The following is a 26,315-nucleotide window of genomic DNA, read 5'->3' on the forward strand; positions in this document are numbered from 1 at the left end:
CCCCCGCGTGCCCGCTCGTTAGAGAGGCTCGACCACCCGTGCTAGCAATTCGGTCAGCAGGCGCTCGGTCAGAGGATGCGGCAACCCCTCGACCAACGCCAGGAACGGCGCCATCCGGTCAGGAAGCCGACCGTCGTCCGATTGGCCAATGAGCCCGATGCGGCGCAACAGTGAGAAAGCGCTCGCGGAATCCAACGGCGCTGCGTCCGATGCGGACAGCGCAATCACGAGTTCGGCGGGCAGCGCCCCGAGCACCTGCTCGGCCGTCGCGGTCGGCATGCCGCGCGCCTCGTCGGCTGAGAGCCGCAGCACGCCGGTGAGTTCGTCGACGTGCTGCTCGGTCACCGGCGTGATCGTCAGGTGGGTGGTGTGCGGCAGTCGCGTGCCGTTGGGCTGGCCGAGGCCAGGCTGCTGTTGCAGGATCCACCCGTGGGCGCGAACCCGGTTTGCCCAATGGTGCGGGTCGACGCGACGCTCAGCCGGCACCGTGTCGTCCATCGCGACGGCAATCAGTGGGCCGACCGGGTCACCAACGACGCGCAATCCGTCGATGGCGGCGATCTCGTCGCGCAACCGCGAGGTCGCTCGCGCGCACGCGCCGGCCAGCTGGGCGAAGCCATCCGTGCCGAGCCGCTGAATGATCGCCCACGCCGCCGCGAGCGCGCCCGCCGATTTCGAACCGAGCAACGTCGGATTCACGACCGGATAGCCCGGCCACCGGGTGGTCGCGAAATATTGTGCACGTTGCCGATCCCGGCCGCGCTGCAGCAGCACGCTGACACCCTTTGGCGCGTAACCGTACTTGTGCAGGTCCGCAGAAATGCTGGTCACACCGGGCACGCGTAGATCCCAGGCGGCGAGGTCTACCCCGGATGCGTCCGGCCAGAACGGCAGGATCCAGCCGCCGATGCACGCATCCACGTGGCACGCGATTCCAGAAGCCGCGCACGCCGCCGCGACCTCGACGACCGGGTCCAGCGCGGCAAACGGATACGACGGCGCCGAGACCACAGCGACCGCGACATCCGGGCCGAGCCTCGAGATCAGCGCAGCGGCGGAGAGCCTGCCGGTGTCGGGGTCGACGGCGACGAGGTCCAACTCGAGTCCGAACAGGTGGGCTGCCTTCTGGAAAGCAGCGTGCACGGTCACGGGCGCCAGCAGACGAGGACGACCGATCCCACCCGCAGCGACCCAGACATCACGCGCTGTCTTGACCGCCAACAGGCAGGATTCGGTGCCACCGGTCGTGACTGAGCCCACCACCTCGCCGTCTGCATCACCGTCTCCACCGAGCAACGTGCGCGCGAAACCGACGACCTCGCGCTCGAGCACGGCGACGGACGTGAACGTGGTGGGGTCCAGTCCATTGACGGATTGCATGGCAAGTGCGGCAGCAGCGGCGAGTTCGTCCAGGTCGGCGCGACCGGCATCGTACACATACGACAGCACGCGTCCACCATAAGTTGGGGCATCCGCCTGCCGCAGGGTGTGAAGCCGATCGAGAATCGCAGTGACTTCAACGCCCATCGATGTCTCCCTTTCGCAATCGATATTTCAGTAACGGAATGAGGCTGACGGCAATCAGGGCGCCGGGCACCACACTGAAACTCAGCACGATCCCGGTCACAGCCTCGGCCGACTGCGCCACCGTGGCTGTGCCGGAGTGCGCCAGATAGCCGGTCGCAGCCAACACGATCGACAGCACAGTCGCGCCGAGCGCCATTCCCGTGGTCTCCCCCGCCGTCCACATTCCGCCGAAGATCCCAGCACGGCCCGGGCCGTTGCTGACCGCATCGTGCGAGATCACGTCGGGCAACATTGCCATCGGCAACGACTGCATGCCTGCATAGCCCGCTCCGCAGAGAGCGACCGGCAGATACACCCAAGGCCCAGGCGCCCAGATCAGCAGCACCATCGACAGTGCCGCAATCCCGAACAGAATGCTGGCGAAGAGGAATCCGCGCTCCTTGCCGATCCGGCGCGAGATCACGCCCCACAGCGGCGTCACCAGCAGCGCCGGGCCAATCAGGGCGATGAACAGGAACGTCACGGCATCCTCGGAATGCAGTACCCACGTGGCCACGTAGTTCGCTCCAGCAAGCATCAGACCGGTCGCCATCCCCTGCAGCAGGAACGCGAGCAGCAGAGCCCGGAACGGCTGCGACTGACGCAGTGATCGGATGCCTTCTGCGTAGTGAGCGCGCAGCGACACCTTCGCCCGCGACACCACACCGGCTATCGGCAGCTGTTTCGGTGCAACGAAACTGGAGACCACCATGCCGACGCCGATCACGACACCGGCCGCAACCGCCATGATGAAGTAGCCGAGATACGGGTTGTCCCCACCGACCGAACGCAACGCAGGTCCGCCCGCCCCGAACAGCAGAATCGCGAAGGTCAACACCACGACTCGCCAGGTCAGCAGTCGCGTGCGCTGGTCATAGCCGTCGGAAAGCTCGGCGGGCAGTGCGATATACGGCACCTGGAACAGGCTGAACGCGGTCGCCGTGAGCAAGAACGCCACGAACACCCACAGGCCGCCGGCAAGCGGCGGAGCGCCGGCCGGCACGGCGAAGGTCAGGATGAAGAACAGCGGCAGACTGATGCCGCCGAGCAGCATCAGCCCTCGGCGCGAACCGGCGTGCGCCAGCTGCCGATCGCTGCGCGCGCCGATCAGTGGATCGATGATGACGTCCCAGATCTTCGCCGCTGTGACGAGGATTCCAGCGGCCAGCGCGGCAACGCCGAGGGTGTCCGTGAGGTAGTACACCAACACCAGCCCGGGCAGGGTGGAGAACCCGCCCGTTCCGAGCGATCCGATCGCGTAGCGCGCTACGGTTCTTCGGGAAAGCACCCGCTCCATTACGGTCATTCGGGCAGCCTATCGAATGATGGGCTGCCCGAACCCCGCGGTCACGCCCGGGCGGCCTCCGACTATGGTGCCGCGGCGCCGTCGCGGAGTTTCCGCGTCACTGCCACTCACTCACCTGCCGCTTGCTCGACTGGCGTCAGCCCCAACGTCGGATAGTCGAGGTAGCCGCGCTCGTCCCCACCGTAGAACGTGCTGCGATCCGGGGTGTTCAGGGGGGCACCGAGTGTGAGCCGATCGACGAGATCCGGGTTGGCCAGCACCAGGCTTCCGACCGTGACCACGTCTGCGAGACCCTCTTCGACATCGCGCACGCGGGCGCTGAGGTCAGATCCAGCACGATTGAGCAGCAGCGTACCCGGCCAGAGGCCGCGCACATTGCGCAGAACAGCGTCGTCGTTGGACGCGATATGCAGGTACGCGAGATCCAACGGTGCAAGTGCCCGGATGAGCGCGCTGTACAGCTCGTCCACATCATCCTCGACGATGTCGCCAAGAGTACTTCCCGGCGAAACGCGAATACCGGTGCGGCCGGCTCCGATCTCCTCGGCGACGGCCGCAGCCACTTCTACGCTCAGCCGAATGCGGTTGGCAATCGATCCGCCGTATTCGTCGGTGCGACGGTTTGCGTTGCTCGACAAGAACTGCTGCAGGAGGTATCCGTTCGCAGCGTGGATCTCCACGCCGTCGGCGCCCGCGGCGATCGCCGTTCTGGCGGCGTGGCGGAACTCCTCGACAATGCCGCGCACTTCTGTACTCGATAACTCTCTTGGCTCCGGAATCGGCTGCATTCCGGTGCTCGTGAACATCGAACCCGCCGGTGCAACCGCAGACGGTGCGACGGGCTGGCGGCCGTGTGGCGTGTTCTGGGGATGAGAGACGCGACCAACGTGCATCAGCTGAATCACGATCCGGCCGCCGGCCTCGTGCACGGCGTCGGTGACATTGCGCCATCCGTCGATGTGCTCGTCGGTGTAGATACCGGGGGTGAGCAGGTAACCTTGGCCGTCTTCGGAAGGCTGGGTGCCCTCAGTGATGATCAGCGCCATGGACGCGCGCTGGGCGTAGTAGCGCACGTTCAACTGGCTGGGAGCGCCGTTGGCGTGCGAGCGGTCGCGGGTCATCGGCGCCATCGCGAGCCGATGCGGCAGCTGGAGGTCACCGACCCGCGTCGGCTGCCACAGTGCTGCGAGTGCTGCGGGGCCAATGGGCACAGTCGGATCAATCGTTTCGTTCGTCGTTGTCATGAGGTTCTCCTGGTCGATGTTGTGCGTGGTTGTGGCGGAAAATAGTTGTTCGCGCGAGTTCACGCTGAGTGCACGAGTTCCGCGACGTACTCCTCGATCGAACGCGGTGTGCGCCCGAGAAGCGATTGGAGCGCGAAGGGATTCCCTCCGTGGAAACCGTGCTGGTCGTAGTCGGCAAACATGCTCAGCAGTCCTGCGGGCATTCGCCGATTCGGCATACCCGCCGGAAGGTCCTCAGCGATGATCTGCATGCCGGATGCTGCGCTGAAGACTTCGGCCAATCGCATCCGGTCGATCATGCCGCCGCCGGCCAGCTCGAACGTGCCGTACGACGCCCGCGCATCGGTGAACGCGAGTGCCGCGACAGCGGCCACGTCACGATAGTCGACATATGTCATCTGGGAGTGCTTCGACCACGGCATGACGAGCATGCCGCTGCTGCGGGCCTGCTGCCAGGCACCGTCAAGCCCCTGCATGAACATCGCAGGCTGCAGGATCGTGAAATCGAGGTCCGACGCGTACAGTGCGGCTTCGATCGGGCGCGTGCTCGCGTGGTTCTCGAGGGGAAGTGACGGATGGTAGACGCCGGAGTAGACAATCTTGCGCACCCCGGACCGCTGCGCAGCGGCGATGAATGCAAGGCCGAGTTCCGTCGCATCGGGCGCGAACGCGGGAGTGATCAGGAACGCGCCGTCAACGCCCTCGAGCGCGGCGTCAAGGCTATCAGGGTCGCGGAGGTCGGCGAATACGGTCTCCTGGGCACCCAGACTTTGCGGAACGCCTGCCTTGGACTTGTCGTGCACGAGGCCCCGCACCTCATGCCCCGCACGCACGGCAGCCGGCACCACAAGGTGAGCGACCGCGCCGGTCGCGCCCGTTGCAAGAATCTTCATGACAATACTCCTTTTCATAGTTACATGTTCGAACAGGTAATACTCAATCGCCTTTATTCCCGGAAATTAAAATCTCTGACATGGTCTACATACTGTTCGAACAGTTATGATCTAAACTGGAGACCGAGCACAAGGGAGCATGCTGATGGTGGCGCAATCGCAGGCCGGTCAAACGGCCACCCCCGAGCAGGGAATCAACGGCGCACACGGGGCCGCTCGAAGGCCGACGACCGCGGCAGGCGGCCCGATCAGCCACGCGATCTTCCGCGTCGCACGCCTTCACCGGATGCTCGCCGGCTCACTTCTGCGGGCCACTGGCTTGTACCCTGGCCAAGAGTTGGTGATGATGCACCTCTGGGACCACGGAGAGCAACGACAGATCGACCTCGTCAGGGTTCTCGACTCCGATGCAGCGACAATGACCCGCACGATTCAGCGACTCGAGCGGGCAGGGTTCGTGCGCCGCCGGCCGGATCCAACCGACGCGCGCGCCTGGTTGATCGAGCCGACCCCCGCCAGCATGCACTTGCGCACTGAACTCGACACGATCTGGCGGCAGCTGGAGCAGCTCACCATCGGCTCATTCGACCCGGAGCGCGAACAGGCCGCCCTCGCGACGCTCGAGGCTCTCGAACGCAACCTGGTTGCCGCCACCGCGGAGCGCTAGCGGGCGGCTCAGGTCGCTTCTGAGTCGAACGGCGGCATGACGTTCGCCGCAGTCACGAGCTCACCACTACGATCGGCGGGTGCGTCATCCCCAGATGCAGCCGTTTCGGCATCGACGGCAGCCACCTCACTGGACGGTGCATCGACCCCTTCAGCGGAGCCGGCCGTAACGCCGGCATCCGCGCCAGGTTCAGCGGAATCCGACGCGGGTTCAGCGGCATCCGCTTCGATGACAGCCGTGGGAGTGACATCCGGATCGGGCCGGGTGATTCGCGGTTCGTCGTCGTCTTCAAGCAGTGCGTCGCGGATGATGCGCCGCGGGTCGTACTGGCGAGGATCGAGCTTCTTCCAGTCGACCTCGTCGAACTCGGGGCCCATCTCGTCGCGCATGCGGTCTTTGGCATTATTGGCCATATTGCGCAGATTGCGCACCAGCTTTGCGAGCTGTCCGGCGTAGTGCGGCAGACGCTCAGGCCCGAGCAAAAAGACAGCGATCAGCCCAATAATGAGCAGCTTCTCGAAGGTCAATCCGAACACTAGTTCAGACTAACGTGTGCAGCCTGCACGTTTGATACCAGTCCTGCCCCTATCCTTAGCGCAGGGAGGCCGTTTCGTCGTGTCAGACAAAGACAAAAACTGGAAATTCGCGAACGACATCATCGCCGAAAGTGAGGTGATCGCCCGGGCACGTGTGCAATCGATCGAGCTCGGCATCAACCCGATCGGTGCGGCCATCGGTGCCCAGGCTGCGGTGGTCGTCGCTGCGACGGGTGCTTCCAATGTGGTAGAAATCGGCACAGGAGTCGGTGTCTCCGGCCTGTGGCTGCTCACCGGTGGCACCAGGGCGATGCTGACGTCGATCGATTCCGAACTGGATCACCAGCAGCACGCCCGGGTGAATTTCACGGACGCAGGCATCGCAGCCAACCGAGTGCGGCTCATCACCGGACGCGCGCTGGATGTCTTGCCGCGGATGAATGAGAACGTCTACGACATCGTTTTCGTCGACGCGGACCCGGCATCCGTCATCGAGTACGTCGAGCACGGATTGCGTCTGGTTCGTCCAGGAGGCACGGTGCTCGTCGCACACGCCCTGTGGAAGGGTCGGGTCGCTGATCCTGCTCAACGCGATGAGGTCGCGACGGGGTTCCGCACTCTCGTGACCGAGATTGCAGCATCCGGCGCCGTTGTCAGCGCACTGTCACCGGTCGGCGACGGGCTGCTTCAGATTACGAAACTCTCCGACTGACGAGCTTTACGCGTTCTTCACGCGTTGACGACGCTGGCGAGTGCGTCGTGGAGCTCCTTGGCCTCGGCGTCATTGACCGAAACAACCAAGCGGCCACCACCCTCGAGCGGGACGCGCACGATAATCAGGCGCCCCTCCTTCACGGCCTCCATGGGTCCGTCTCCGGTCCTCGGCTTCATGGCCGCCATGTAGCTCCCCTTTCGTGGATGTACTACCCATTATCGGCCATGACCGGGTGCCCTGCGAAATCGAGCAGCCGATCGCCCGCCGCGAACAGCGTGATCGTATCGATGTTGCGTGGCCGGTCTACGGTGGAGACCAGTCAGCGCCGTCTACTCCCCAGCAGATGAGCAGCCAACCGACCTGGCCGGCAATGGAAAGCACGATCAACGCCGTGCGATACATTCTGCTCTTGGGTATGGCCAGCGCGCCGAGCAACGGGAACATCGGCATCAGAAGGCGGAATGTGCTCGATTGCGGAAAGAACACCGCGAGCAGGTAGAGCGCGTAGCTTGCGACCCAGAGCCGCAAATCGACCCCGAGCGCCCGCACTGCAGGCAGAAACATGCAGACGGCGAAAATTGCAATCACAAGCGCCAGCGCAAGATAGCCGAGCCAGGCGGGCAGGCCGAGGAACACGCTGAACCACCAGTCAGCGCCTTGAACCCATGGTGCGAACGGCAGCAGGTGCACCCGCCCGATGTAGTCTGCACGCCAGGTCAACTCGGTGTCGGTATATGCGCCGAGCGAACCGGTCGCCGCTGCAGCGATGGCCGGCCAGGCGAGCCCGGCGAGCGCGCTGAAAATCGTGACGACAACGGATGCGACACGCTCACGTACCGGGAACGGATCTCGTCGCCGCACCACCCAGCGGTACACGACGTGCAAGCCCATGGCGAGCGCGAATGCCAGCCCGCTCGGCCGGGTGAACGCCATGATGGCGATCGCCGGCAGCATCGTCCAATAGCGCCGTTGCAATAGCAGATACAGAGCGAGGATCAGCAAGAACAGATACATCGATTCGGCGTAGGCCAGTTGCAGCAGCGGCGACGTCGGCGCAAAGCAGAACAACGCGACTGCGAACAATGCGGTCGAATGCCCCAGCCGCAACCGAAACAGCCGATATAGCAAGAGCGCTGAGCCCAGCCCGAAGCCGACGGAGACGACGACAGACGCGACCTCCCACGGCATCCGCGTCAGGAACATCACCGCAGACACCAGCCACGGATAGCCCGGCATGAACGCCCACGCGTTCTGCGCGACATTGCCAGCGGCATCCAGCGGCAGCTGGGCGGGATAACCCCAGCCCGCGACGATTTGGTACCAACGCCCGTCCCAGATCGACGCGAATTGGAAAAAGCCCGGGCGCGCGCCCGTCCACGGATTCGGCCCTTGCACGCTGGCGAAGATCAGAAGCAGGATGGATGACACGATCCGCGATGCCACGAAAACCGCCAGTACCTGCACCCACCAGCGGGTCAGCCAGCTGCGTACGGGGTGAGTGCCGCGCGCCGCCTGATCGCCCGGGGCCGCTTGGTCGCCCGGGGCCGCAGCGAGGTCGGTGTCAACCATCCGCCGCGCTCAACCAGGTGCGAAGGCCCCGTTCGCAATCGGTGATCTGCTGCAGCGCGACCCGTTCGTCGTCCGTGTGGGCCAGCAGGGCATCGCCGGGGCCGTAGTTGACCGCCGGCACTCCGAGGCGTGCGAATCGTGCGACGTCAGTCCAGCCGTACTTCGGTTTGACCTCGACGCCGAGCGCCGCAATGAACCCTTGTGCAAGCGGTGCGTCCAATCCGGGTCTGGCACCCTCAGACAGGTCGGCAACGGTGAGATCGTAGCCGTCGAACAGCTCGCGCACGTGATCGATCGCCTGTTCCCCGGAGCGACTCGGTGCGAACCGGTAGTTGACGTGCACCGTGCACTCGTCTGGGATCACGTTAGTCGCAATACCACCGGTGATCATCACCGCGTTGAGTGCCTCGCGGTAGACGAGTCCGTCTACATCGACCTGTCGCGGCTCGTACGCCGCCAGGATCGCAAGGATCCCAGCGACTTTGTGGATGGCGTTCTCACCGGCCCAGGGGCGAGCCGAATGCGCCCGCTTGCCGTGCGTGCGCAGGTCGAAACGCAACGTTCCGTTGCATCCGCCCTCGACTGCGCCGTTCGTGGGCTCGCCGAGGATGGCGAAATCGCCGGCGAACAGCTCCGGGCGAACGCCGGCAAGTTTCCCGAGCCCGTTCAGGCTCGCGTCGACCTCTTCGTTGTCGTACCACATCCAGGTCAGATCCACGGTCGGCGCAACCAGCTCGAGCGCCAACTTCAACTGCACGGCGACGCCCGCCTTCATGTCGACCGTGCCGCGACCCCAGAGGTATTCGACGGGTGTCGCGCCGGCGCTTTTCGGTTCGAATCGAGTCGGCAGATTGCCGTTGACCGGCACCGTGTCCAGGTGGCCAGCTATGATCACACGCCGCGCCCGACCCAGTGCCGTGCGCGCAACGATCGTGTTGCCCTCCCGGATGACCTCGAGATGATCCGCTCCGGCGAGCGCGGCAACGATCGCGTCGGCGAGCCGGGTTTCATTGCCGGACACCGAATCGATGTCGCAGAGCTGGCGGGTGATGTCGATCGACGAGGCGGTCAGGTCCAGAGGCACCCTACTAATCTAGAGCCATGCCCTCCCAGGAAACCTCAACGTCGGCCGCGCCCACGCACGCATGGGGTTACGGCCTCGCCACAATCGCTTCCGATGGCACCGTGCTCGATACCTGGTTCCGCGAGCCGCGACTCGGAACGCTTCCGGCTGGCCGAGATCGCTGGATCGTGCCCGCCGAGTTTTCGGCCTTGACCGGTGACGACCCGCGACGCAGTGTGCACATCGATGCGGTGACCGTCGAGATCGAACTCGCTGTGCCGCCGGCATCGACATCGGATGCCTACCTGCGGCTACACCTGCTCTCGCACCTGCTCGTCAAGCCGAACACGATCAATCTCGACGGTGTGTTCGCCGTTCTGCCGATCGTTGCCTGGACAAACGCCGGCCCGGTATTGCCTGCCGACTTCGACCGGTTGCGACCGGCACTGCAACGCGCGGGCATCCAGGTCAGCGGCATCGACAAGTTCCCGCGTCTACTCGACTATGTCTCACCAGACCGCGTGCGCATCGCGGATGCCTCGCGTGTACGGCTCGGCGCACATCTCGCACCGGGCACCATCGTCATGCATGAAGGCTTCGTGAACTTCAACGCGGGCACGCTCGGTAGTTCCATGGTGGAAGGTCGCATCTCGCAGGGGGTTGTGGTCGGTGACGGATCGGACGTCGGCGGTGGCGCATCCATCATGGGCACTCTGTCCGGCGGAGGCACCCAGCAGGTTGCGATCGGCGAGCGGGCCTTGCTGGGAGCGAACTCCGGGATCGGCATCTCGATCGGCGACGACTGTATCGTCGAGGCGGGCCTGTACGTGACCGCGGGCACCAAGGTAGTCGTCGTCGGCGCGCCGCCCACCGCCGACGGGGTCGCTCAAACGGTGAAGGCGGTTGAGCTCTCCGGTGTGCCGAATCTGCTGTTCCGCCGCAACTCACTGACCGGCGCGGTAGAAGTACTGCAGCGCAGCGGCGCGGGCATTCGGCTCAACCCCGCCCTTCACGCCTGACTCATGATGTGAAACAATGCTGCGATGCTGGCGGAACACCCATCCGGCCCGAGCAGGATCCGGCGACGCATCGCGGCGGCACTCGTTGCCACGTTGTCAGTCATCACGGTAGTGACGGGGTGTGTTCCGTCAACCCGCACGCACCCCGCGCTGAAGGATTCTGCAGGCTGGCATGAAATCGCGCCGCCGAGTCGTGGCGCTCGAACCCTCGTGCTCGCAGCCGACGACCATCGGATGCTTGCCTTCGGGTCAGTGCCGGCGGGTCGTGGGCGGGCACCTGCAGCCTGGCAGGTCACCGAGCTCAACAACTGGCAGGCGATCAGGACGACACCGGCCACCGGCTATGGCAAGCAGGCGGAGTTCATCATGGCCGCGGTCGCTGACAACCGCATCAGCGCCTTCGGACAGGCCTACGGCGGCGCACACAGCAATCCGCGGCCGACGCTGTGGCGCGGAACCACGGCCGGCCTGGTGGAACACGAGCAGCCCATCACCCTCCTCGGCGGAGAGGATGCCATCGGCCAAGCTGCGGAGTCGGCCACCCGTTCGCTCGCGCTGATCGTCGGTTCCTGGGACCCACCCGGCGCACGCTACGGAGCCGCGACGTGGACATCGCGCGATGGCGTGCACTGGACCCGTCACTCCACACCGCCCGGCATGGCCTCCGGCCCCGGTGAGCAAACCAGCGCGCTCGGAGTGACCGATCGCTCGGGCGGATTCCTGGCAGCGGGGCAGAGCCTGACCGGCACAGGCACGGTCCCGCTCGCCTGGACTTCCTCGAACGGCGCCACGTGGCTACGCAGTGCATTGCCGCTTGGCGCGACCTCTGACATGCGCGGTGCGACCGCGGTCGCGCCCGGTGCGACCGCAGTCACGCCCGTGTGCGGATCGACGAGTTGCGTGCTGATCGGTAACAGCACGTCAGTGCCCAGCCGCCTGCTGTGCTGGAAATTGCCGTTACGCGGCAGCGCGTCAATTGGTGCCACGGCGGCCGCTGCGGGGCCGGGTGGATCACTGGTCGAACCGCTCCAAGCCACCATCGATCGCGGTACGGTCGAGGTCCTGGCACGCATCGACGGCCGCGTGAGGCTCTTCTCAGTCACGCCGGAATGCGCAGGCTGGCACGAAACCGCTCTACCGGCGCACGCCCAGATTGCGGCGCTCGCTGTGCTCGGGGGGCGCCTCGTCATCGCGACAACCGGCGCGACGGCAAGCCGGTTGTGGACGCGCGCAACCAGGTAGACGCGACCGACGGCCGGACCGAGAACGGCGCCGGCCGACGCAGCGGATGTTGAGCCGACTCGGCCGAGCGCTTCAGCTACGATTGCCAACATCCGTTCAGCACGAGGGAGTGACGTGGGTACAGACGAAGCGCGCATCGGCCGACGGCATCCGTTCTGGCGGGTGATGGGCATCCTGCTCGCAATCGTGGCCACGCTGGCAATCGTCGCCGGCGTGCTGGGCTTCTGGACCGTCACCCGCTCCTTCCCCACGCTCGAGGGAAACGTCGACCTGCCCGGGCTGAACAAGCCGGTCACAGTGCAGCGCGACGATGCCGGCATCCCTCAGATCACGGCACAGACCTCCCATGACCTGTTCATGGCGGAGGGCTACGTTCACGCCCAGGACCGGTTCTGGGAGATGGACTTCCGTCGGCATGTGACAGCAGGACGGCTGGCCGAATTGTTCGGAAAGAGTCAGGTCGGCACAGACGCCTTCATCCGCACGCTCGGCTGGCGCACTGTCGCCGAACAAGAGGTCAAAGCGATGGACAAGACCTCGCTGTCGTACTACCAGGCCTATGCCGACGGCGTGAACGCCTACCTGAAGACCCATAAGGGCGCGGACCTGTCCCTCGAATACGCCGTTCTCGGCCTGCAGGTCTCTGGCTATACGCCCGAGAAATGGACGCCCGTTGACTCGGTCGCCTGGCTGAAGGCCATGGCGTGGGATCTTCGCTCCAACCTCGAAGACGAGATCGATCGCGCTGTGCTGGCCACGAAACTGACCCCTGCCCAAGTGGCCCAGTTGCATCCCGACTACCCGTATGCACAGCATCCGACGATCACCGGGCTCGGCGGCGGCAGCGACACCACAGTGACGACGGATGCGAAACCCGCGGTCGCGCTCACGACGCCGGGGGACACGAGCACGAGCGTCGCGGCTGACGCACTCGCACCGCTCGAGGAACTGCAAACCACGATGGCAGCGGTACCGGAACTCCTCGGACCGGCCGGCAACGGCATCGGCTCGAACTCGTGGGTGGTCGCCGGCAGTCACACAGCCACCGGCAAACCGCTGCTGGCCAACGACCCTCACCTCGGCCCCGTCATGCCGAGCATCTGGTACCAGGTCGGCCTGCACTGCGCGACAGTCTCTGCGGCGTGCCCGTTCGACGTGGCCGGCTACAGCTTCTCCGGCCTGCCCGGGGTCGTCATCGGTCACAACAACAAAATCGCGTGGGGCTTTACCAACCTCGGCCCGGACGTCGCCGACCTGTACCTCGAGAAGGTCAGCGACAAGGGTTACGAATACGACGGCGCTATCAAGCCGTTCGTCGAGAGAACCGAAACGATCAAGGTCGCTGGCGCGCCGGCCCAGAAGCTCACCATCAAGTCCACTGACCACGGCCCGATCGTCACCGGGATCACGACCGATTTCGGCACGATCGCACAGAGCTACAGCAAGGCGCATAGCGGAATCCCTGCCGGAAAATACCAACTTTCGTTGCAGTGGACTGCCTTGCAACCCGGGCACACCGCGCAAGCGATCTTCGCCATGAACAAGGCAACGAATTGGACCCAATTCCGGGCCGCCGCCGCCGACTTCGACGTGCCGTCGCAGAATCTGGTCTACGCGGATGTCGAGGGCAACATCGGTTACCAGGCACCCGGGCGCATCCCGATTCGCAAACAGGGAAACGGCACCCTTCCTGTGCCCGGTTGGACGAGCTCATACGGGTGGAGCGGCTATGTTCCATTCGATCAGCTGCCGAGCGTCTACAATCCGCCGAAAGGTTACATTGTGACGGCGAACAACGCAGCCGTCGGCCCTGAGTATCCGGTGATGATCACCCAGGATTGGGACTCCGGATACCGCGCCAACCAGATCACGAATCGACTGCAGACGCTACTGACGAGCGGTAAGAAGATCTCAGCGGCTGACATGTCTTCGATCCAGGCGGACAAATACGACGCAAATGCAGCGACCCTCGCGCCGCTGCTCGTTTCGCTGCATCTGAACGGTGCCGCCGGTGACGCGATCAGCCTGCTCAAGGGCTGGAACTATCACGACGACCCCGACAGCGCGGCTGCAGCGTACTTCAACGTCTTCTGGCGCAACCTGCTGCACGATGCGTTCGGCCGCAAGATGCCGGCGAGTGCACAGCCGGTCGGAGGAGACCGCTGGTTCCAGGTGGTGGGCTCCCTCGTCGAGCAACCGGAGTCACCGTGGTGGACTGACAGCAAGCTCGGCGTTGCGGGCCTCGACGAAATGCTGACGTACTCGGCACGACAGGCAGCCGAAGAAGCGACCGATCTGATGGGGTCTGATCCGTCTTCGTGGCGGTGGGACAGCATCCATCAGCTCGAATTGACGAACGCCAGCTTTGGAGAATCCGGCATCGCACCGATCGAGTGGCTGTTCAATCGCGGACCGTACCCGGTTGGCGGCGCATCCTCTGTCGTAGACGCGGTCGGCTGGGATGCCTCGGTCGGCTACCAGGTGAACTGGGTGCCGTCGATGCGGCAGGTCATCGATCTTTCGAACTTCGACGCATCAACCTGGATCAACCTGACGGGTGAGTCTGGGCACGCATTCCACCCGAACTATGTGGATCAAGCGCCACTGTGGCAGACGAACCGCACCAGGCCGTGGGCGTTCAGCGCAGGTGCCGTCAGGGCAGCCACGACCAACACGCTGACTTTGAAGCCCTAGCCGAGCCGCCCGCTCGGCCAGTTGCGCTCCGGCTCTCCGATGTAAAGCTGTTGCGGGCGACCGATCTTCATCGCAGGGTCCTGGTTCATCTCACGCCAGTGGGCGATCCACCCGGGCAGTCGGCCGATGGCGAACAGTACCGTGAACATCCGCGCTGGAAAACCCATGGCCTTGTAGATGACGCCGGTGTAGAAGTCGACGTTGGGGTACAGCTTGCGTTCGATGAAGTAGTCGTCTGCCAGCGCGACGGCCTCGAGCTCCTTGGCGATGTCCAGCAGCGGGTCGTGAACGCCCAACGCTTCCAGCACCTCGTCGGCGCTCTCTTTGACCAGCTTGGCGCGCGGGTCGAAATTCTTGTAAACGCGGTGCCCGAAGCCCATTAGCTTCACGCCGTCTTCTTTGCGCTTGACGCGTTCGACAAATCGTTCGACGGTTTCGCCGGAGCATTGGATCTCAGCCAGCATGTCGAGCACAGCTTCGTTCGCACCGCCGTGCAGTGGGCCGTACAGCGCGTTGATTCCGGCCGATACGGACGCGAACAGGTTGGCCTGTGTGGAACCGACCAGTCGCACGGTGGACGTCGACGCGTTCTGCTCGTGATCCTCGTGCAGGATCAGGAGGCGCTCCAGTGCGTGAGACAGCACCGGGTTGACGTCGTACTGCTCTGCCATTGTGCCGAAGTTCAGGCGCAGAAAGTTGTCGACGAAACTCAGCGAGTTATCGGGGTAGAGAAAGGCCTGGCCGAGGCTCTTCTTGTGCACATAGGCCGCGATCACCGGCATCTTCGCCAGCAGCCGAACGGTCGACAACTCAACCTGTTCCGGGTCCTGCACGCTCAGCGAGTCTTGATAGAACGTCGACAGCGCGGACACGGCACTGGACAGCACGGACATCGGATGCGCGTCGTGCGGCAGCCCGTCGAAGAACTTCTTGAGGTCCTCGTGCAGCAACGTGTGCCGGGCGATCCGTTCCTCGAATTCGCCCAACTCGCCGGCCGTGGGCAGCTCTCCGTAGATCAGCAGCCAGGCGACCTCGAGATATGTCGAGTTCTTCGCGACCTGTTCAATCGGATATCCGCGATAGCGCAGAATACCGGCATCGCCGTCGATGTAGGTGATCGCAGACTGCGTGGCGGCAGTGTTCACGAAGCCATAGTCGAGTGAGGTGAGACCGGTCTGCCGGGTCAGGGTCGAGAAGTCGATGCTTGAGGCGCCCTGCGAGCTCTCCCGGATCGGGAATTCTGCGCTCCCGCCCGGGAAGTTGAGAATCGCTTTGTCAGGCTCCGCTCCTGTGCCGGTTCCGCTCACAACGCCTCCTGATGGCTTGACTGGTGCGCGAACAGCCCGATCTTGTGGATCGCGCGTGTCGAAGTGCGCAAATACAGCCTATGGGCAAAGGACGGCTACTGTCGCATCCGCCAAAAGATCGCGCCTCCAGCTGGTGGAACCGTCCAATCGGTGCAATCAGTGCCGAACCGGGTGGTCGAGGGTCGACGCCGTCAAGCGGGACGCCGCCGCTGCGATCCGCTCGTCGGTTGCCGTCAGCGAGAGGCGCACATGTTCGGGGTAGTATCCGCCATAGAAGGTGCCGGGCCCGGCAAGGATGCCGAGCTCTGCCAAGCGACGGATGCTCTCCCACGCGTCGCGGCCCTCACTCGCCCACAAATACAGACCGGCTTCGCTGTGATCGATGCGAAAACCTGCCGCCTCGAGCGCCGGCTTCACTATCGCGCGGCGTGCTCGATACCGTTCACGCTGAATCGCCACGTGCGCGTCGTCGCCAAGAGCCACGACCATTGCCGACTGCAACGGGGCAGGCAGCATCAGGCCCGCATGTTTGCGCACGGTCAGCAATCGCTCGATCAGCGCGCTGCATCCGGCCGCGAACGCAGCGCGGTAGCCGGCCAGGTTGGATTGCTTGCTCAGCGAGTAGATCGCAAGCACATTGGTGCGATCACCCTGCACGACACGTTCGTCGAGGATGCTCGGGATCGGTTCATGAGCCCAGCGCCCCTCCCAGCCGAGCTCTGCGTAGCATTCGTCATTCACGATCACAGCACCGAGTTCGGCGGCCCGGGCTCGCGCCGCTCGCAAGGCGTCAACGTCCAGAACCCGGCCATCCGGATTGCCCGGACTGTTCAACCAGACCAGCTTGGTGCGCTGGGGCCACAGCGCCGGATCGTCCGCCGGGAAAGCTTCGGCGCCGGCGATCGCGGCCCCGATCGCGTAGGTCGGGTAGGCGGCGAGCGGGTGCACAACCACATCGCCGGCGCCGAGCCCGAGCATCAGCGGGAGTAGCGCAACCATTTCCTTCGACCCGATGCTCGGCAGCACGTTGCTCGGCAGAAGCCCATGAACATTTCGCCGGCGCGCGAACCAGGCGATGATTGCCTCGCGCAGCTGCGGAGTTCCGGCAGTCTGCGGGTAGGCGTGCGCATCCGTTGCCGCCGCCAGCGCCGTGCGAATCACGTCGGGCGTCGGATCCACAGGGGACCCGACGGAGAGGTCGACCACACCGTCCGGATGCTCGGCCGCGCGCCGCGCAAACGGCGCCAGGGCATCCCACGGGTAGTCCGGCAGCTCGCGCATCGGCGACTAGCCCTGCGGCGGCAGAGCCGCGATCAGCGGGTGGTCCTTGGCGATCACGCCAATCTTCGCCGCTCCGCCAGGAGAACCGAGGTCATCGAAGAACTCGACGTTCGCCTTGTAGTAGTCCGCCCACTTTTCCGGAAGGTCGTCTTCGTAGTAGATCGCCTCGACCGGGCAGACCGGTTCACAGGCACCGCAGTCGACGCATTCATCCGGGTGGATGTATAACGAACGTTCACCCTCGTAAATGCAGTCGACTGGGCACTCGTCCACACACGCCCTGTCTTTGACATCGACGCACGGTAGAGCAATCACGTAAGTCACTGCGACCGGTTTCCCTTCACGAGGAGCAGATTTTCAGTTTACGCGCCGGCCCGAACGCGAACGACGCGAGGCCACGCAATCACGACCGCCGCGATCACGACCGGTGCGATCACCCAGATCTTGCCCGCCAGATTGTCCGGGATCAGCACAGAACCACCCGCACTCTTGAACGACAACACGGTGATCGTCACGAGCAACCCAAGCGCAGCCATCAGCGCCGGGATACGACCGATGGTGACGAGCCGAATGCCGGCTAACAGGCATCCGCAGCCGACCAAGGCGACGATCAACCCCCAGGCGATCGTGATGCCCGCCACGGTCACGGACGACTGATGCGCGACCGTTCCGATGAACCCGAAGACGGCGCCCGCGCAAAACAGCAGTACCGAGTTGATGATGCGGGCTACCATGCGCGCAAGTCTACGGGAGTGCCCTGCCGTACGACTGGAATCGTTTGCGTGTTCACGCGAAGTAAGGTTAGGCTTACCAACTGCAGCCGGCATCGTGCCTCTGGCATCGGAACTGCCGGCCGGTTGCACATCTTTTGCCCTGAACCCAAGAGACAAGGCCATTCGTGCTCGCTACCCTGGTGATCGGCCTTCGTGAGGGGCTTGAAGCAGCACTGATCGTCGGCATCATCGCAGCCTTCCTTCGTCGCAACGGGCAGCAACTGAAGGCGATGTGGGTGGGCGTCATTCTCGCCGTACTGCTCAGCGTCGGTGTAGGCGTGGGGCTGGAATTCGTGTCGGCGAGCCTGCCGCAAGCGCAGCAGGAGGGCATGGAATCCATCATCGGCGCTGTCGCCGTCGTTTTCGTGACCGGCATGATCGTGTGGATGAACACGCATGCTCGCGGCATGAGGCGAGAACTGGAGTCGTCGGCGACGACCGCCCTGCGCAACGGCGCGACGTGGGCGCTGGCCGGGATGGCCTTTCTCGCCGTGCTCAAAGAAGGCTTCGAGACGTCGGTGTTCCTGCTCGCGACCTTCCAGGCGTCCGAAGACACCGCGCTCGCCGTGCTCGGCACGCTCGTGGGCATCCTGATTGCGGTGGGCATCGGGATCGCGATCTATCACGGCGGGCTGCGCCTGAATCTCGGCAGATTCTTCAAGGTCACCGGAATTTTCCTGGTATTCGTTGCCGCCGGACTGGTCGTGAGTATGCTGCGAACGGCATATGCCGCAGGTTGGTTCACCTTCGGCCAGCAGAAGACCGTCGATCTGACCTGGCTGACACCGAACGGTTCGATCCAGTCCGCGCTGCTGACCGGGGTGCTCGGCATCCCGGCGGACCCGCGTGTCATCGAAGTGCTCGGCTGGCTGCTCTACCTGATCCCGATGCTGCTCTACTGCCTGTGGCCTGCTCGCCACAGGCCTACTCCCGAAAACGCGCAGACCGTCAAGCTTTCGATTGCGGCGGGGCTCGGTGCCGTTGCACTGATCCTTGCCATCGCGATCCCGGCCGCGCCCGCGCTCGCGACCCCTGCGGCTGCGCCGCTGACCGGCGGCGGCACGGCCACCCTCGTCACGGATGCCTCGAGCGCCCGCTTGATCGTGCAGCGCGACTCGGTACGACAAACAGCCGTGTTCAGCGCCTCTGAGCGCTCCTCGGCCACGCGCGACGGCGTGGCGGCGGTGCGCTGGGAGCACACCCAGACCGGTAGCCCGGCAACGAATCCGGCGTCGATCACGCTGACCGAACTGCTCGGCTTCCAGAACGGCCGCCTTCCGGTCGGCGTGAACGCGCAGGCCAACCCCGGCCCGTTCAAGGCGTCCTGGGTGCAGAACGTCACCCAAACGGTGTGGAGCGTCGACGGGCGCATGCTCGACGCGACGTCCACAGCGCAGACGACTCTGACGATCTCCGGCGGGGGGCTGACCTCGCCGCGTACGTTCAGTGTTGCACCCGGAGCGCAGAGCACCGACGAGCTGAACAACTGGAGCGTCTCCCCCGGCCACGTGAGCGCCGCAGTCGCGGCCGCGAACGCGGCCGCGGCATCCGTCGGCGAAGTGCTGCTCTGGAAGCTCTACCTGCCTCTCGCCCTGCTCGTTGCCGCACTCCTACTGACAGCCAGCGCTCTCGTGCGGCGTCGGCGGCTGCACAAGGCAGCCGTTGCGACGGCATTGCGCGCAGCGCATGCCGCGGCATCCGACCCCACCAGTACAAGGAGCACCAGCTATGCAGCCCAGTCGTAGATCCCGCCGCGGCAGGAGCGCGATCGCCACCCTTGTGACGGCGGCAGCATTGGCCGTCACCGGTTCGCTGGCCGGGTGTTCCACGGACGGTGCCTCAGCCGACGCGCCAGCGAAGTCCGGTATTGCACAGGTATCGATCACACTCGCTAGCGATGGCAGCAACGACACCTGCGCACTGTCCGCTACCTCAGCGCCGGCCGGCCCGGTTACGTTCACGGTCAAGAATGAAAGCTCGACGGCCATCACCGAGGTCGAGTTGCTCAGCCAGCAACGGATCATCGGCGAGAAGGAGAACCTGGCCCCAGGGCTGAAGCCCGTGAGCTTCACCCTCACTCTCGGCGGCGGAACCTACCAGGTGCAATGCCCGGGCGCCCAGAAGGAGACTCAGACCTTCACCGTCACCGGCAAGGCCGCGACCCCGACCGGCAGTGTGCAGTCGATCCTGAAGCAGGGCACCGATGGCTACGCAACGTATGTCACCGGCGTCGTCACCGCGATGGTGACGGCCGTCCACAACCTCACGGCCGCGGTGGATAGCGGGAACCTCGCTGAGGCTCAGAATGCGTACGCGCTCGCCCGCCCGTTCTACGAGCGTATCGAATCGGATGTCGCCGGGTTCACCCTGCCCGGATTCGCCGCGACCGACAACGCGGGAAACCTCGACTACCTCATCGACATGCGGGCGTCGAACCTCGATGACGCCGTCGGCTGGCACGGCTTTCACGCCGTCGAGCGCGACCTGTTCCAGAACAAGGCCATCACTCCGTCCGCGGTCGCATTGGCTGCCGAGCTGCAGCGCAATGTGCTGAAGCTGCAAACGCTCGCCAAGAAGCTCGCCTACAAGCCGGAAGACCTCGCCAACGGTGCCGCCGGGTTGCTGGAAGAAGTCCAGTCCTCGAAGATCAAGGGCGAAGAGGAGCAGTTCAGCCACATCGATCTGGTCGACTTCGCAGCGAACGTCGAGGGCGCCCAACAGGCCTTCGCGTTCCTCAAACCGGGCATGAAGAAGATCGATGCGAACCTGACCGCACGGATCTCCAAGCAGTTCGAGGCGGTCAACACGATGCTCGAGGGCTACCGCGATCCGTCGGCGCTCGGCGGTTACGTGAGTTACACCGCGCAATTGCGCAGCACAGACGCCAACAAGTTGAGCCAGGCGGTGCAAGCACTGCAGGATCCGCTCTCGACCATCGCCGAAAAAGTAGCGACCGCGCACTGATGTCCGAGGCACTGATGTCAAAGCACAACAAGCTGAGCAGACGCGGCCTGTTCGCCGGGGCCGCCGGAGGCCTCGCCGCGGGAGCGCTCGCCGGTGTCGGCGGCACCATCGCCGTCAACGCAGCAGCAGCCACACCCGATGCGGACGTCGACGGATCGCTGACCTACCCGTTCTATGGAGGCACGCACCAGGCGGGCATCCAGACCGAACCGCAACGCTATGGGATCCTCATGACGTTCGACATGGCATCCGAAAGCCAGAGCGACCTGCAGGTTCTGCTGGCCCGCTGGTCGGCGGCGATCGCGCAACTGATGCAGGGCAAGACGATCGGTTCGCCCGCCCCGGCACGGTCTGTCGCCGTTCCGATCGACACCGGCGAGGCGCTCGACCTCGGCCCACACGGATTGACGGTAACCATCGGCCTCGGGCCCGGGCTCTTCGACAACCGTTTCGGACTCGCGCACCGCAGACCCGCGCTGCTGGCCCCCCTGCCGGCGCTGCCAAGCGACCAACTCGACCCCGCGCTCACCGGCGGCGAATTGAGCCTCCAAGCGTGTGCAGACGACCCACAGGTCGCCTACCACGCAATCCGCAACTTGGCCAGGATGGCCAGGGATACGGTCACAACGCGCTGGACCGTGATGGGCTTCGGTCGCGCCTCCGCGGGGCCGCATCAGCAAACCCCGCGCAATCTGATGGGCTTCAAAGACGGAACACGCAATGTGTCGACGGATGACGACTTCGCCCGTCACGTCTGGGTTCCGAAGTCCGACCAGGCGTGGATGGACGGCGGCACCTACCAGGTCGCCCGCAAGATCCAGATGAATGTCGAGATCTGGGACGCCGACCACATCGGCGATCAGCAGACCGTTTTCGGCCGTACCAAGCTCGACGGTTCACCGCTCAGCGGCGGCACTGAGCACACCACCCCCGATTTCCACTCTCGCGACAAGGGCGGCGACCTGCGGATCTCTGACACCGCACACATCGCACTGGCTGCGCATGAGAACAATGGCGGGATCAAGATTCTGCGCCGCTCCTACAACTACACCGACGGCATCAGCCAGTTTGGTCAGATGGATGCCGGACTGCTCTTCATCGCGTATATGAACGACCCTGCGCACTTCGTGACACTGCAGAAGAAGCTCGGCGCTGTCGACAGACTCAATGAGTACATCTCACACATCGGTTCGGCACTGTTCGCGGTACCACCGGCGCCGAAGGTCGGCAGTTACATCGGCGAGTCGCTCTTCAGCTGAGCCCGAGCGTCGGATATGTAGCCCCCATGCCCAGCCCGGTGGTCGAGCGATGCCCTGAGGAGGCCGCCCGCGGCCGTCTCGAAGGGTAGCGCGCGAGCGCAGCGAGCGAGCGTATCGAGACCTCGTGCCGGGGTCTCGATACGCTCGCTGGCGCTCGCTACTCGACCAACAGGGCTACGCGTCCTGCTTCTTGAGGCGGGCCGTCGCGCGCGCGCGGTTGTGGGCGTCGAGTTCGACCTTGCGGATGCGCACCGCCGTCGGCGTGACTTCGACGCACTCGTCTTCACGGGCGAATTCGAGGCATTCCTCGAGCGTCAACTGGCGTGACGGCGTCATGGACTCGAAATTGTCAGCGGTCGACTGACGCATGTTCGTCAGCTTCTTCTCCTTGGTGATATTCACGTCCATGTCGTCCGAACGCGAGTTCTCACCGATGACCATGCCCTCGTAGACCTCTTCTGTCGGGTTCACGAAGAACGACATGCGTTCCTGCAACGCGATGATCGCGAACGGCGTGACAACACCGGACCGGTCTGCAACGATCGAGCCGTTGCTGCGCGTGACGATGGAGCCGGCCCATTCGCCGTAGCCGTGCGAGATCGCGTTGGCGATGCCGGTGCCGCGGGTGATGGTCAAGAACTCGGTACGGAAGCCGATCAGGCCGCGGGCAGGAACGATGAAGTCCATGCGCACCCAGCCAGTGCCGTGGTTCGCCATGTTCTCCATGCGACCCTTGCGTGCCGCCATCAGCTGAGTGATCGCGCCGAGGTATTCCTCCGGGGCGTCGATCGTCAGCCGCTCATACGGCTCGTTCACCTTGCCGTCCACAAGCTTGGTGACGACCTGCGGCTTGCCGACTGTAAGCTCGTAACCTTCGCGCCGCATCTGCTCGACCAGGATGGCCAGGGCCAGTTCTCCACGTCCTTGCACCTCCCACGCGTCCGGACGACCGATGTCGAGCACCTTCAGCGACACGTTGCCGACGAGTTCACGGTCGAGGCGGTCCTTGACCATCCGTGCTGTCAGCTTGTGCCCTTTGACCTTGCCCATCAGCGGGGAGGTGTTCGTGCCGACCGTCATCGAAATGGCCGGGTCGTCGACGACGATCGCCGGCAGTGGTCGCACGTCGTCTGGGTCGGCGAGTGTGTCGCCGATGGTGATGTCTGCGAAGCCGGCAACGGCCACAATGTCACCGGGTCCAGCGCTTTCAGCCGGATACCGGTCAAGCGCCTTGGTCATCAGCAATTCTGTGACGCGCACGTTATGCACGCCGCCGTCGTGACGCACCCAGGCGACAGTCTGCCCCTTCTTCAGGGTGCCGTTGAAGATGCGGAGCAGAGCGAGACGACCGAGGAACGGCGAGGCATCCAGATTGGTGACGTGCGCCTGCAACGGCGCCTCGTCATCATAGGTGGGTGCCGGGATGTGGGTGAGGATCGCGTCGAACAGCGGTTCGAGGTCCAGGTTGTCTGGCAGCTGACCGTTCTCGGGCTTGTTGCGGCTGGCCGCACCGTTGCGTCCGGACGCGTACACCACCGGCACATCCAGAATCGCGTCGAGGTCGAGGTCGGGCACGTCGTCCGCGAGGTCGCTGGCGAGGCCCAGGAGCAAATCCTGACTCTCCGTCACGACTTCGTCGATGCGGGCATCCGGCCGGTCGGTCTTGTTGACGAGCAGAATCACGGGCAACTTGGCTTCCAGCGCTTTGCGCAGCACGAAGCGGGTCTGCGGCAACGGCCCCTCGCTGGCGTCGACGAGCAACACCACGCCGTCGACCATCGACAGGCCGCGCTCGACCTCTCCACCGAAGTCGGCGTGCCCGGGTGTGTCGATCACGTTGATGGTGATCGGGCCGCCCTTGCCATGCGTGGCCGCGTGGATACCGCGATAGCTGATCGCCGTGTTCTTGGCGAGGATCGTGATGCCCTTTTCGCGCTCCAACTCGTTGGTGTCCATTGCGCGCTCTTCGACATGAGCGTGCTCGGAGAACGAGTGGGTCTGACCGAGCATGGCATCAACCAGGGTGGTTTTGCCGTGGTCGACGTGGGCGACGATTGCGACGTTACGCAGGTCTTCACGGGTGGCACGTGCCATAGCTGTTTTTTCCTCAAAGATGGGGGCGCAAGGAGCCTGCCATCGGTGCTGCGAGGCACACGGACAACGGAACTTTTCACGCGGGAGATGTGGGGCGAAGCGCGCCCGCAGGGGCGAGCCAACGCACCCTACCTCGCCAGTCTACCGCCCGAGGCGACCTGGCCTGCGCAGCCGGCTCTCAGGCTCGGTCTGTGCTTTCTCAGTCCGTAGGCCCACGGTCGCGATCGTTGCTGCCGGGCGCTTCGTAGTTGTCGGCGGCCGGGTAATCCTCTGGCGCACCATATTCGATGGCGTCACGGTGCAGGTCGGTGTTCGCGTACTCGTCAGACCCGGCCGCCAGAATCTTGGCACGGAGCTCCCGCCGCTCACGCTGCACTTCAGGATCGGGCAGGGGCACGGCGGCGATCAGCCTCTGCGTGTACGGATCCTTCGGGTGGCGCAGGATCTCATCGCGTGTACCGACCTCGACGAGCTTGCCGAGGTGCATCACGGCAATGCGATCGGCCAGAATGTCGATCACGGCCAGATCGTGAGTGATGAACAGGCAGGCGAAGTGGAGTTCCTTCTGTAGCACCTTGAGCAGTTCGAGCACGGTCGCCTGCACAGACACGTCCAGCGCAGACGTCGGCTCGTCTGCAATCAGCAGCGTCGGCTTCAGGGCGAGCGCGCGGGCGATGCCGACGCGCTGCTTTTGTCCGCCGGAGAGTTCGTGCGGGAAACGCGTGCGATAGTTCCTCGGCAACTCGACCGAGTCGAGCAGCCCCTCGATGGCCCGAGTGAGCGCGTGTCCCTTCGCCTTCTTGGCGAGGAATAGCGGCTCACCGATGCTCATGCCGATCGTCATCCGCGGGTTGAGCGATGATGACGGATCTTGAAAGACGATTCCCGCCTTTTTGTGCACATCACGCACGTGCCGTTTTGTCGCATGCGACAGGTCAGTGCCGACGACGTTCAGTGTGCCGGATGTGATCGGCAAAAGGCCGATCGCTGCGCGGCCCAGAGTGGTCTTGCCTGAACCCGACTCCCCGACGAGGCCGACAACCTCGCCCTCGTGAATCTGCAAATCGATGTGATCGACGGCGCGGAACGCTTTGACGCGGCCGCGGCCCGGATACTCGATCACCACATCAGAGAAATCGAGCACGGCCGGCAGCACGGCCAATTCCCGGTCGGCAGCACGCTTTGCTTCTGCCGCGATGCGTTCATTTTCGGCAACACGATCGCGCAGTTCGGCGTCTTCGATCTCGCCTTCCGCCACAACGGCGAGTGTCGCCGTCATGTCGACGTCTGCGCCGTCCGAACCCTGCCCCAGGTGAGGCACGGCGTCGAGCAACGCCTTGGTGTACTCGTGTTGCGGGTTGTTGAAAATTTCGTGTGCTGTGCCGGATTCGACAATCACTCCGCGACGCATGACGGAGATGTTGTCCGCAAGGTCGGCGACGACGCCCATATCGTGCGTGATCAGTAGGATCGCACTGTTCAAGCGGTCACGCAGGCTGCGCAACAGGTCGAGAATTTCGGCTTGCACCGTCACATCGAGCGCCGTGGTGGGCTCATCGGCGATCAACAACCCAGGGTCGCACGAGATCGACTGAGCGATCATCGCGCGTTGCCGCTGCCCGCCCGACAACTGGTGCGGGTAGGAGTTGAAGGCTTTCAACGGGTCGGGCAACTCGACCATCCGCAGCAGTTCGAGCGCACGCTCCTTGCCCTCGTGCGGTGAGATGCCGTAGTGCACCCGCAATGTTTCGACAATCTGGAAACCGACGGTGAACACCGGGTTCAGTGCGGTCATAGGCTCCTGGAAGATCAGCGCCACGTCGTTGCCGCGCACAGCTCGCATCTGCGCAGCAGAGATGCCACGCAATTCGCGACCGTTAAGTTTGATACTCCCGGTGACGCGGCTGTTGCTCGGCAGAAGGTCAAGGATCGACATCGAGCTCACGCTCTTGCCAGAACCGGATTCACCGACCAACGCCATCACTTCACCGCGCTTGATCGAGTAGTTCATCTTGATCGCGGCCGGCACCCACACGTTGTCGACGCCGAAGTCGACGCTGAGGTCGGTGACCTGCAGCACCGGGGTCTCATCAGTTGTCACGGTTCTTGTCACAGCGGCCATC

General features: G+C 64.5%; 21 protein-coding genes and 1 pseudogene. 8 read left to right on the plus strand and 14 right to left on the minus strand.

Going from position 1 to position 26,315, the window contains the following annotated elements:
- Positions 1-18: 18 nt before the first annotated feature.
- The 4 genes from QU604_RS14750 to QU604_RS14765 all read right to left on the minus strand — a co-directional run bounded on the left by QU604_RS14750 (position 19) and on the right by QU604_RS14765 (position 5,009).
- The gene (locus QU604_RS14750) at positions 19-1,527 is read right to left on the minus strand and encodes a pyridoxal phosphate-dependent decarboxylase family protein (protein ID WP_308465379.1); all 1,509 of its coding nucleotides are present in this window, start codon (positions 1,525-1,527) and stop codon (positions 19-21) included.
- Positions 1,517-2,872, minus strand: coding sequence for an MFS transporter (locus tag QU604_RS14755; protein WP_308465380.1), 1,356 nt, complete (start codon positions 2,870-2,872; stop codon positions 1,517-1,519). The genes QU604_RS14750 and QU604_RS14755 overlap by 11 nt, the downstream gene beginning before the upstream one ends.
- Before the next feature lie 107 nt (positions 2,873-2,979).
- On the minus strand, positions 2,980-4,116 hold the full coding sequence (locus QU604_RS14760) for an alkene reductase (RefSeq protein WP_308465381.1): 1,137 nt from the start codon (positions 4,114-4,116) through the stop codon (positions 2,980-2,982).
- A 59-nt stretch (positions 4,117-4,175) separates the two neighbouring features.
- Entirely contained in the window at positions 4,176-5,009 is an 834-nt protein-coding gene (locus QU604_RS14765; RefSeq protein ID WP_308465382.1) for an SDR family oxidoreductase, read from the minus strand.
- Positions 5,010-5,154: 145 nt separating this feature from the next.
- Here QU604_RS14765 and QU604_RS14770 point away from each other — a divergent pair, with 145 nt between their 5' ends.
- Positions 5,155-5,676, plus strand: a complete 522-nt coding sequence (locus QU604_RS14770; protein WP_308465383.1) for a MarR family winged helix-turn-helix transcriptional regulator — start codon at positions 5,155-5,157, stop codon at positions 5,674-5,676.
- Between the two features lie 164 nt (positions 5,677-5,840).
- Here QU604_RS14770 and QU604_RS14775 read toward each other — a convergent pair.
- Positions 5,841-6,212, minus strand: a pseudogene (locus QU604_RS14775) (Sec-independent protein translocase TatB); the annotation flags it as partial.
- Positions 6,213-6,291: 79 nt separating this feature from the next.
- Here QU604_RS14775 and QU604_RS14780 point away from each other — a divergent pair.
- On the plus strand, positions 6,292-6,924 hold the full coding sequence (locus QU604_RS14780) for an O-methyltransferase (RefSeq protein WP_308465384.1): 633 nt from the start codon (positions 6,292-6,294) through the stop codon (positions 6,922-6,924).
- 17 nt (positions 6,925-6,941) lie between these two features.
- On the opposite strand, the gene QU604_RS14785 is transcribed toward QU604_RS14780, so the two are convergent.
- The 3 genes from QU604_RS14785 to dapE all read right to left on the minus strand — a co-directional run bounded on the left by QU604_RS14785 (position 6,942) and on the right by dapE (position 9,580).
- A complete protein-coding gene (locus QU604_RS14785) occupies positions 6,942-7,112 on the minus strand; it encodes a DUF3117 domain-containing protein (RefSeq protein ID WP_308465385.1) in 171 nt (56 codons plus the stop codon).
- A gap of 118 nt (positions 7,113-7,230) precedes the next feature.
- Positions 7,231-8,496: a putative hexosyltransferase gene (locus QU604_RS14790; RefSeq protein ID WP_308465386.1), complete on the minus strand. Its 1,266-nt coding sequence runs from the start codon at positions 8,494-8,496 to the stop codon at positions 7,231-7,233.
- The gene (dapE, locus tag QU604_RS14795) at positions 8,489-9,580 is read right to left on the minus strand and encodes a succinyl-diaminopimelate desuccinylase (protein WP_308465387.1); all 1,092 of its coding nucleotides are present in this window, start codon (positions 9,578-9,580) and stop codon (positions 8,489-8,491) included. Before dapE ends, QU604_RS14790 begins: the two co-directional genes overlap by 8 nt.
- Before the next feature lie 17 nt (positions 9,581-9,597).
- Between dapE and dapD the strand changes: the two genes are divergently transcribed.
- From dapD to QU604_RS14810, 3 genes are all read left to right on the plus strand, one after another.
- The gene (gene dapD / locus QU604_RS14800; protein WP_308465388.1) at positions 9,598-10,578 is read left to right on the plus strand and encodes a 2,3,4,5-tetrahydropyridine-2,6-dicarboxylate N-succinyltransferase; all 981 of its coding nucleotides are present in this window, start codon (positions 9,598-9,600) and stop codon (positions 10,576-10,578) included.
- A gap of 24 nt (positions 10,579-10,602) precedes the next feature.
- The gene (locus QU604_RS14805; RefSeq protein WP_308465389.1) at positions 10,603-11,820 is read left to right on the plus strand and encodes a hypothetical protein; all 1,218 of its coding nucleotides are present in this window, start codon (positions 10,603-10,605) and stop codon (positions 11,818-11,820) included.
- A gap of 114 nt (positions 11,821-11,934) precedes the next feature.
- Entirely contained in the window at positions 11,935-14,514 is a 2,580-nt protein-coding gene (locus QU604_RS14810) for a penicillin acylase family protein (protein ID WP_308465390.1), read from the plus strand.
- Here QU604_RS14810 and QU604_RS14815 read toward each other — a convergent pair.
- The 4 genes from QU604_RS14815 to QU604_RS14830 form a co-directional block, all read right to left on the minus strand.
- The gene (locus QU604_RS14815) at positions 14,511-15,821 is read right to left on the minus strand and encodes a citrate synthase (RefSeq protein WP_308465391.1); all 1,311 of its coding nucleotides are present in this window, start codon (positions 15,819-15,821) and stop codon (positions 14,511-14,513) included. The genes QU604_RS14810 and QU604_RS14815 overlap by 4 nt on opposite strands.
- 156 nt (positions 15,822-15,977) lie before the next feature.
- Positions 15,978-17,102: a succinyldiaminopimelate transaminase gene (gene dapC / locus QU604_RS14820; RefSeq protein WP_308465392.1), complete on the minus strand. Its 1,125-nt coding sequence runs from the start codon at positions 17,100-17,102 to the stop codon at positions 15,978-15,980.
- A 6-nt stretch (positions 17,103-17,108) separates the two neighbouring features.
- The gene (fdxA, locus tag QU604_RS14825) at positions 17,109-17,426 is read right to left on the minus strand and encodes a ferredoxin (protein WP_308465393.1); all 318 of its coding nucleotides are present in this window, start codon (positions 17,424-17,426) and stop codon (positions 17,109-17,111) included.
- Between the two features lie 38 nt (positions 17,427-17,464).
- Positions 17,465-17,836, minus strand: a complete 372-nt coding sequence (locus QU604_RS14830) for a hypothetical protein (protein ID WP_308465394.1) — start codon at positions 17,834-17,836, stop codon at positions 17,465-17,467.
- A 164-nt stretch (positions 17,837-18,000) separates the two neighbouring features.
- Here QU604_RS14830 and efeU point away from each other — a divergent pair, with 164 nt between their 5' ends.
- Genes efeU through efeB form a run of 3 tightly spaced genes read left to right on the plus strand, consistent with a single transcriptional unit; the run spans position 18,001 to position 22,098 of the window.
- On the plus strand, positions 18,001-19,620 hold the full coding sequence (gene efeU / locus QU604_RS14835; RefSeq protein ID WP_308465395.1) for an iron uptake transporter permease EfeU: 1,620 nt from the start codon (positions 18,001-18,003) through the stop codon (positions 19,618-19,620).
- On the plus strand, positions 19,604-20,839 hold the full coding sequence (gene efeO / locus QU604_RS14840) for an iron uptake system protein EfeO (protein WP_308465396.1): 1,236 nt from the start codon (positions 19,604-19,606) through the stop codon (positions 20,837-20,839). The genes efeU and efeO overlap by 17 nt, the downstream gene beginning before the upstream one ends.
- A gap of 14 nt (positions 20,840-20,853) precedes the next feature.
- Positions 20,854-22,098 (plus strand): iron uptake transporter deferrochelatase/peroxidase subunit, encoded by a 1,245-nt coding sequence (gene efeB / locus QU604_RS14845; protein ID WP_308465397.1) that lies wholly within the window; start codon positions 20,854-20,856, stop codon positions 22,096-22,098.
- A 174-nt stretch (positions 22,099-22,272) separates the two neighbouring features.
- Here efeB and typA read toward each other — a convergent pair whose 3' ends face one another.
- Together typA and QU604_RS14855 are read right to left on the minus strand one after the other, a co-directional pair.
- Positions 22,273-24,192, minus strand: coding sequence for a translational GTPase TypA (gene typA / locus QU604_RS14850; protein WP_308465398.1), 1,920 nt, complete (start codon positions 24,190-24,192; stop codon positions 22,273-22,275).
- A 199-nt stretch (positions 24,193-24,391) separates the two neighbouring features.
- Positions 24,392-26,314 (minus strand): dipeptide ABC transporter ATP-binding protein, encoded by a 1,923-nt coding sequence (locus QU604_RS14855; RefSeq protein ID WP_308465399.1) that lies wholly within the window; start codon positions 26,312-26,314, stop codon positions 24,392-24,394.
- Position 26,315: the final 1 nt, after the last annotated feature.

This window comes from Rathayibacter sp. SW19, from assembly GCF_030866825.1.
Taxonomy (GTDB): Bacteria; Actinomycetota; Actinomycetes; order Actinomycetales; family Microbacteriaceae; genus Rathayibacter_A; species Rathayibacter_A soli.